Origin of the sequence: Thalassolituus sp. UBA2590 (genome assembly GCF_002339775.1) — a bacterium.
Lineage (GTDB): Bacteria > Pseudomonadota > Gammaproteobacteria > Pseudomonadales > Oceanobacteraceae > Thalassolituus.
The window spans coordinates 22,052-29,644 of sequence record NZ_DDKU01000069.1 but is presented as its reverse complement, the minus strand read 5'-3'; the positions used below and the strand labels follow the sequence as shown (position 1 = coordinate 29,644).

The window sequence follows — 7,593 nt, the reverse complement described above, 5'->3', positions numbered from 1 at the left end:
GACCAAAGGTCCGGATTTCAGCAAGGCCAAGCCGCTGCGCATCAATATCGCCGGGACGGAAATTTCGCTGCGAGCACCTAAAAACAGCTCACCGATTGACTATGCGTACCCAAGGCAAGAAGCCGCCCCTTACTACGACCTGCCCGATGCACCTGATAATACACCTCACAAGGATAAGTGGTATTGCGACCTGAGCGACGAAGAGCGCAAAGAACGGGATTATTACGAGCAGACCAAGCTCCCACGGTTGCGGATTAATAATGATGGCGCTCCTGGATGGAATATTCAGGTACTGACTGGGCGCGCCTGGGACTTTTATGGTCCCTGGTTTAGCGGAACTCTGGCAACTGTGCATATGACAATTTTCCTGAACCGCCGGATGGAGCAACCGATAGGGTCGTATTTTAACCCCCGGGTTTTCGAGTTAGCTCTAATGGACGTGATTTCTGAAGGATATGGCATGCACAATAAGGCGCGGGTTTGGCGGGTACCGGTCGACTGGCAGCCGTCCACCCAGTCAACGCTCCCTATGGTGAGCTACAAGGCAGAAAGAAAGAGAGAAATCAGAGGGGTCCCCCATGAAGTCGAGGATGAATATGAGATTGTATTTCCTGTTACCGACGATATTTTAGCCAGAGCTAATTTGACATTCATGCGCAAGCATCGCTGGCGCCCTGATGGCAGTGACTTCGAAGACATCGAAAAATGGACCTCTTCCGAGCCCATGCGCACCTTAATCAGACAGATTATAGACTCGGTTGAGGTGAAGCTGTCGCCGGAATCTCAGGCACAGTTGGAACGTGCTCAAGCCGGGCTGACAGATACCGCGCTGACTAAAGACTTCGCCCCGATTGATATCGAAGCCTACCTGAAACATAAAGCAGAGATGGCTGAAGCCGAAGCTGCAAAGCGACAAGCCGCCGCAGAAACGACTGAGAAAGAGATTCAGCCTGAGAATCTGAACAGTATTGAGCGTGGCTCTGACAAATTCTGATGTTCTACGTCCCTCTCAAGCTGCGTGAACGCAGCGGGCCAACACCGACCAAAGGTCCGGATTTCAGCAAGGCTAAGCCACTGCGTATCAATATCGCTGGGACGGAAATCTCGCTGCGAGCACCTAAAACCCGAGCAAAACAAAACCTCCTGCGTCCACGCCAGGAAGCGGCACCATACTACGACCTGCCCGATGCACCGGATAATACCCCCTACAAAAATCAGTGGTATTCGGATCTGACCGACGAAGAGCAAAAAGAACGCGATATCTACGAACGGAACCAGCCACCGCGCCTACGTATCGATGACAACGGCGCACCAGGGTGGTTCGTCCAGGTATTAACCGGGCGCGCCTGGGATTTTTATGGCCCCTGGTTTAGCGGAGCCTTGGCAACCGTGCATATGACGATATTCCTTAATCGCCGGATAGAGCAACCGCTAGGGTCGTATTTTAACCCTAAGGTTTTCGAGTTAGCGCTGATGGATGTTATTTCTGAAGGATATGGAATGCATAATATGGCACGAGTCTGGCGAGTGCCGGTCGACTGGCAGCCGTCTACCCAGTCACCACTCCCTATGGTGAGTTATAAGGCAGAACGAAAGAGAGAGGTCAGAGGGGTTTCTCATGACGTCGAGGATGAATATGAGATTGCCTTCCCTGTTACCGAGAATATTTTAGCCCGAGTTAACTTAGAATTTAGACGAGTTCACCGCCGTACAGCTGACAACAGCACCGTTGAAGACATCGAAAAATGGACATCTTCCGAGCCCATGCGCACCTTAATCAGACAGGTTATCGACTCGGTTGAAGTGAAGCTGTCGCCGGAGTCTCAGGCACAGTTGGAACGTGCTCAAGCCGGGCTGACAGATACCGCGCTGACTAAAGACTTCGCGCCGATTGATATCGAAGCCTACCTGAAAAATAAAGCAGAGATGACTGAAGCCGAAGCGGCTAGACAGCAAACAAATACAGGAACGCATACCAAGAAGGTTCAATCTGAACCACCCCAAGATACATGAAGCGTGATGTTTGATGTCGGACCATCAAAGCGGCTCAGCCGCTCTTTTTATTTCTGCAAATACCTTCCTTTCTGAGCAATTCACAAATACACGCTCTGAACGAACCTTATACGAACAGCATGGTCTAGACTCAGAACATTCGACAAACTGAGTTGTAGTTATGTTTTCTCCTGAGAAATCGTATTTCTCAATCGCTCCGTGCTTTTCATTCACATGCTTTTCATTCAGGCGCTCTCGATTGAAGTACTTTGCTTTATTCACAGCGTTCCTGCTTGCTACTCCCTGTGCAGTTGCGGTTGCTTCAAAGGAGCAACCTTCCAGTACCCCACCAGCTCTGCAAAGCGCCGATCAGGAAAGAACGGACCTCGAAACAACAGACGCGGAAAAAACAGCGTCGCCCGATCCGCAAGTGATAGGGTCTGAATCCACCGAACGTGATACGAAAGAGCCTGAAACCACCGAAGCCCCACCGCCAGAAAGCCAACAAGGCGTCGAAACAGCCCCGGTCGTCGAGAGCCTGAGCCTTCTCAACGCCAGCATCCCCCCCGGACAGTTCCAGACTTTGTACTGGAGCCCCGGACAGTCGTTTGCCAGTATCGACACCCCGGTGCCGGTGCTGGTTGCGCATGGGAAAAATCCTGGGCCCAGGGTATGCCTGACCGCCGCGATACATGGCGATGAACTGAATGGCATCGAGATGGTGCGACGTCTGATGTACCAGCTCGAACCGGTAAAAATGAACGGCACTGTCATTGGCGTTCCGATTGTTAATCTCGATGGTTTCCGTCGCGCCAGCCGCTACCTGTCTGACCGTCGCGACCTGAACCGTTACTTTCCGGGCAGCGAAAACGGCAGCGCAGCCTCGCGTATTGCCTATTCATTCTTCAATAAGATCATCCGCGGTAACTGCGACTTTCTCGTCGATCTTCATACAGGCTCATTGAAGCGCACTAACCTTCCGCAGATCCGTGCCGACCTCAGCAATGAAACCGTCTTCGAATTCAGCCGCCATCTGGGTGGTATCACTGTACTGCATGGCCGTGGCAGTGAAGGGACTCTGCGCCGAGCCGCAACCGATCTCGGCATTCCGGCAATAACGCTGGAGTCCGGTGGACCAAACAGCCTGGATGAAAGCTCTGTCGACGGCGGTGTCAAAGCGCTTGAAACATTGCTGCAGAATCTCGACATCCAGCCTACGGTGCGCTTCTGGGGAACGCCTCAGCCAGTTTTCTATCACTCTGAGTGGGTAAGATCCGATCAGGGCGGGATACTCATGTCTGATGTTGAACTGGGTGACACGGTTCGCGAGGGCGATGTGCTGGGTCGTGTTGTTGATCCGGTATCCAATACAGGCAGCGATATCGTTTCTCCTCTGTCCGGAAAAATTATCGGCATGGCCTTCAATCAGGTCGTTCAGACGGGTTTTGCTGCCTATCACATCGGCGAAGCCAAGACCCCGGAAGAGGCTAAAGAAGAAGCGCAGGAAGAACTGAAAGAAGAAAGTCAGAAATCAGGTTCGGTTCAGTCGTACCCCGACGACCCGGAAACAGCGCCCGCCCCGGAAGACACCGAAGCAAGCATGAAAAAAATCAGCGACTCTGAGGGCGGCTCTGAGAACGCTGAGTAATCAGTAATGTCGGAAATGAGGTGTCCAGCTGAGTATTTCATGCTGGTATGACGAGACTGTCATAAAGCGTCCTGCAATAGCTGTTACTATACCTGCATTGCAGATCTGGTACGCACAGCATGAATACTAAATATCTGGGCTGCGGCATTCTGACTTTACTAGTTGTATCCGCATCGGCCTGTACCCCAGTACGCTTTAACGAGCGAGAGCGCCTGTCTCAGCCGGATATGGCGTTCGACAGCACGCCGCTGAAGAGCGAAATCGAAGCCGATGTATACAGTGCCCGCGAAGGCGCATCCGGCGTATTTACCGGCGGTGGTGGTGGAGGTTGCGGGTGTTACTGACACGTCTGATCACAGCAGTTCGCCCTGCTTATCTCCTGCGAATACTGACTATCGCTTGTGCCATTGCTGTAACGACAGCTGTTCAGGCGGCTGCCCCTACGACAGATGAACTCGACAGCATCTTTGCCGCCCGGGGGATTGTTTACCAGCAGGAAGATGATGGTGGCTCAGGGGGGAACCCGACCATCGAAGAAGATGCGACCATCTATGAAGGCATTCTGTTATTTCAGCAACGACTCAATGAAAATAACGCAGCAAGCTTTAAAGCCGTGGGCGACCTGGTCACCGCTGCCTCCTACGATGACGCCCGCGATAAAGCAGAAACCGTCTCAGGCGCCACCGGCTATAACCCCGGGCGCTTCAATCTTGAAGGGCGTTGGAAGTATCGCAGCAACAGCCGTACGGGTTTCACCCTGCATACCAGTTACGGTCAGGAATACGCTTACCGCAGCACCGGCTACGGATTTGGTATTTCACAGTCATTAAACGAAGAGTCGACCCAACTCAGTGCAGACTTTCAATTCTATGATGATACGGTTCGCATGATCCGCTACGACGGCAGCAAAGAAACCGACGAGCCGCGCGATACCGCCACCGGGGCCTTCAGCCTGACTCAGACGCTGTCACCGGTATCGCTGATGAACCTGTCCTGGGTCTACAGCCGCCAGCGCGGCATGTTAGCCACATCATTTAATTCCGTACTCTTCGATAACGGAGAGCGTGGCTTTGAAGTCCTTCCTGACGAACGCGTACGCAATACAGTGTCCGTTCGTTATAAGCACGCCATCGGTGACGACTCCGTACAACTGGGCCTCAGTCATTATCAGGACAGCTGGGAGCTGGATGCTCAGGCATTCGAAGCTCGCTATTTCTATCGATTGAATGACGGGCAACTAACACTGGAACCGAGCTATCGGTTTTACACGCAAACGGCCACAGAATATTTTTCCGAACAATTCCGTGCACCTCAGACTTACCAGACCAGTGACTCTGATCTTGGACATTTTGATGGCCACAGCGCGGGACTGGTTCTGTCCTACCGGAAAGCAGGCTGGTTCACCAAAGCACCATCAGATTACGATATCGGCTTTAATTTTTATCGTCGTTCAGATGACCTGAATTTTTACTGGCTGACACTAGGATGGTACACCGCATTATGAAATTAACTTCATTATTTTTATCCGCTTTTTCAGCGCTATTATTTTCAATCGCGTCGTTCGCTGGAAACTACACAACGCTGAATAACGACAACTACTCTATAGATTTTAATCAGCCCGAAAAACCAGTTGTGTTAATTGTTTGGGCGTCCTGGTGCGGCTACTGCATGGAAGAAATTCCACACTTAAAAAAGGAGTTAAAAGACCACCCGGAGTTTATCTGGCTCGGCCTTAACGTGAATAAAAATCCAGAAGATGGTCGCCAGGTAGAAGTAGAGCGCGCACTCCCCTGGCCATCCCTGAGTGACCCGGATCTGATCATCGGAGATCAGTTCGAAGTGCGGGGCACGCCGACTCTGATTGTGCTCAACAGCAAAGGAGATGCGGTGTATCGCGGTCGACGGACTGACGACGACTTTAAAGCCGCTCTCGATACTCTGTCGGCAGAGCAATAATTCCGTGGTCTTTCCGCTCAGACAACTGCGTGCCCGGTGTATTTTTCTGGTTAGCCTGAGCCTCTTTGTTAACCCGTCATATGCCGCTGAACGCATCAGCGGCACTTCAGAAAATCAGGCAACGCCTTCGGTCAACAGGTCCACCAGCCTGATGACAACCACGGTCGATTTTCAGATTCTTCTGACCAGCGACAGCTACTCGGCGAAAGCAGCGAATACGGCAATAGACAGCGCTATCGAAGAAATCAAACGCGTGACTCAGGTATTCTCTGAGTGGGAACCCAACAGCGAAATCAGTGCGGTTAACCAGGCGGCAGGCGAGAAAGCCGTTCCGGTGTCACCTGAAGTATTTCGTTTAATCAGCGAAGCTCTGCGCATATCAGAGCTTAGTAGCGGAAAGTTTGATATCACCTTTAAAAGCGCGGGCAAGCTCTGGGACTTTCGAAAAAAAACGATCCCTGAAGCGGCCGAATTAAAGCGCGCGGCCGCTTCCATTAATTATCAACACGTCGTCTTAGATGAAGAAAAACAGACTGTTTTTCTGACGAAGGCAGGAACCCAGATTGGCCTCGGAGGCATTGCTAAAGGCTATGCGATTGATCGCGCGGTGCAGGTTATCCGTAACGCCGGTTTCGAGGTGTTCTATATCAATGCGGGCGGTGATCTGTACGCCAGCTCGGGAGCCTCTATTAAAGACAATGCCAAGAACAGTGCCAAGCGCTGGAAAGTCGGCATACAACATCCAGACAACACAGATAGTCTGATCGCCGTACTGCCGGTCGCCAACGGCGCCGTCGCAACCTCCGGAGACTACGAGCGCTACTTTGAGAAAAACGGCATTCGCTACCATCACATTATCGACCCGGATACTGGCTATCCTGCCAATCAGAGCCGCAGTGTGACCGTGCTGACGTCCCGGGCGTATCTCGCTGATGCTCTGGCGACTGCCGTGTTTGTACTGGGCCCAGAAACGGGCGTTACACTGATAGAGAATATGCCTGAGGCCGAGGTGCTGATTATCGACAAGCGCGGGGAGATCGTCAGTACCCTGCCGCATATCTCTATGTAAAGTATGACGTCTCCTGCCATTTGCCCAGACCCCACCCATCTATTACTATTCGCGCAGATATCACCCATAAGGCTGATTTTATGAATACAGTTGTATACCCGGGCACCTTTGACCCTATCACCAACGGCCACACCGATCTGATTGAACGTGCAGCCCGCATGTTTGATCACATTATCGTCGCCGTTGCAGCAAGCCCAAAGAAGCGCCCGCTGCTGGATCTCGAAACGCGCGTAGACCTGGCTCAGAGCGTACTGGGCCACCTGCATAACGTTGAAGTTGTCGGGTTCAGCAACCTGCTTGCAGACTTCGTCAAAGAAAAGCGCGGCAACATCATTCTGCGCGGCTTGCGTGCAGTTTCGGACTTCGAATACGAATTCCAGCTCGCCAACATGAATCGCGTACTGGCACCGAACGTCGAAAGCTTGTTTCTGACACCTGCAGAGCAATATTCCTATGTGTCGTCGACGATCGTGCGCGAGGTGTCAGCTCTGGGAGGTGATATCAGTACGCTGGTTCATCCAACCGTCGCTAACACTCTGAAAAAATACCAGACTGAGGCATAATACGCCTCAGCAAGCGTATTTCCTGAGCCGTATTCCCTGATGGAGGTTAGTCATGGCCTTGATAATTACTGATGAGTGCATCAACTGTGATGTGTGTGAGCCAGAGTGTCCGAATGAAGCGATCACTCCGGGAGAAGAAATTTACGAAATCGATCCGGCAAAATGCACCGAGTGTGTAGGTCACTACGATGAGCCTCAGTGCCAGCTCGTATGCCCGGTCGACTGCATCCCACAGGATGACGACAACATGGAAACTCAGGAAGAGCTCGAAGCTAAGTACGAGCGCCTGACGGGCAAGAAAATCGCCTGATTCCGCCCGCGCCGGTTGCGCCCGGCGCTTGCGAGTAAGACACTAGAGCCTCCTG

At 52.2% G+C, this 7,593-nt stretch carries 9 protein-coding genes; all 9 read left to right on the top strand.

Features of this window, described 5'->3' with window-relative positions:
• Positions 1-994, top strand: a 994-nt coding sequence (locus B2067_RS06570; RefSeq protein ID WP_301387860.1) for a hypothetical protein, incomplete at its 5' end; no start/stop codon positions are given.
• A complete protein-coding gene (locus B2067_RS06565) occupies positions 994-2,013 on the top strand; it encodes a hypothetical protein (protein ID WP_301387858.1) in 1,020 nt (339 codons plus the stop codon). The genes B2067_RS06570 and B2067_RS06565, both read left to right, overlap by 1 nt.
• Positions 2,014-2,251: 238 nt before the next feature.
• Entirely contained in the window at positions 2,252-3,640 is a 1,389-nt protein-coding gene (locus B2067_RS06560) for a succinylglutamate desuccinylase/aspartoacylase family protein (protein WP_301387856.1), read from the top strand.
• Positions 3,641-3,759: 119 nt separating this feature from the next.
• Complete coding sequence (locus B2067_RS06555) at positions 3,760-3,984, top strand: DUF4266 domain-containing protein (protein WP_068436954.1); 225 nt, start codon at positions 3,760-3,762, stop codon at positions 3,982-3,984.
• A complete protein-coding gene (locus B2067_RS06550) occupies positions 3,975-5,144 on the top strand; it encodes a DUF3570 domain-containing protein (protein ID WP_301387854.1) in 1,170 nt (389 codons plus the stop codon). The genes B2067_RS06555 and B2067_RS06550 overlap by 10 nt, the downstream gene beginning before the upstream one ends.
• Positions 5,141-5,596, top strand: coding sequence for a TlpA family protein disulfide reductase (locus B2067_RS06545; protein ID WP_301387853.1), 456 nt, complete (start codon positions 5,141-5,143; stop codon positions 5,594-5,596). Before B2067_RS06550 ends, B2067_RS06545 begins: the two co-directional genes overlap by 4 nt.
• Before the next feature lie 4 nt (positions 5,597-5,600).
• On the top strand, positions 5,601-6,665 hold the full coding sequence (locus B2067_RS06540) for an FAD:protein FMN transferase (protein WP_301387852.1): 1,065 nt from the start codon (positions 5,601-5,603) through the stop codon (positions 6,663-6,665).
• 80 nt (positions 6,666-6,745) lie between these two features.
• Entirely contained in the window at positions 6,746-7,228 is a 483-nt protein-coding gene (gene coaD, locus B2067_RS06535; RefSeq protein WP_068436960.1) for a pantetheine-phosphate adenylyltransferase, read from the top strand.
• A 52-nt stretch (positions 7,229-7,280) separates the two neighbouring features.
• Positions 7,281-7,538, top strand: coding sequence for a YfhL family 4Fe-4S dicluster ferredoxin (locus tag B2067_RS06530; RefSeq protein WP_068435219.1), 258 nt, complete (start codon positions 7,281-7,283; stop codon positions 7,536-7,538).
• Positions 7,539-7,593 lie beyond the last annotated feature (55 nt).

Excerpts from the sequence above, each read along its gene's own strand:
- B2067_RS06565 (WP_301387858.1), top strand. The coding sequence starts at position 994 with ATGTTCTACGTCCCTCTCAAGCTGCGTGAACGCAGCGGGCCAACACCG.
- B2067_RS06545 (WP_301387853.1), top strand. The coding sequence starts at position 5,141 with ATGAAATTAACTTCATTATTTTTATCCGCTTTTTCAGCGCTATTATTT.
- B2067_RS06530 (WP_068435219.1), top strand. The coding sequence starts at position 7,281 with ATGGCCTTGATAATTACTGATGAGTGCATCAACTGTGATGTGTGTGAG.
- coaD (WP_068436960.1), top strand. The coding sequence starts at position 6,746 with ATGAATACAGTTGTATACCCGGGCACCTTTGACCCTATCACCAACGGC.
- B2067_RS06555 (WP_068436954.1), top strand. The coding sequence starts at position 3,760 with ATGAATACTAAATATCTGGGCTGCGGCATTCTGACTTTACTAGTTGTA.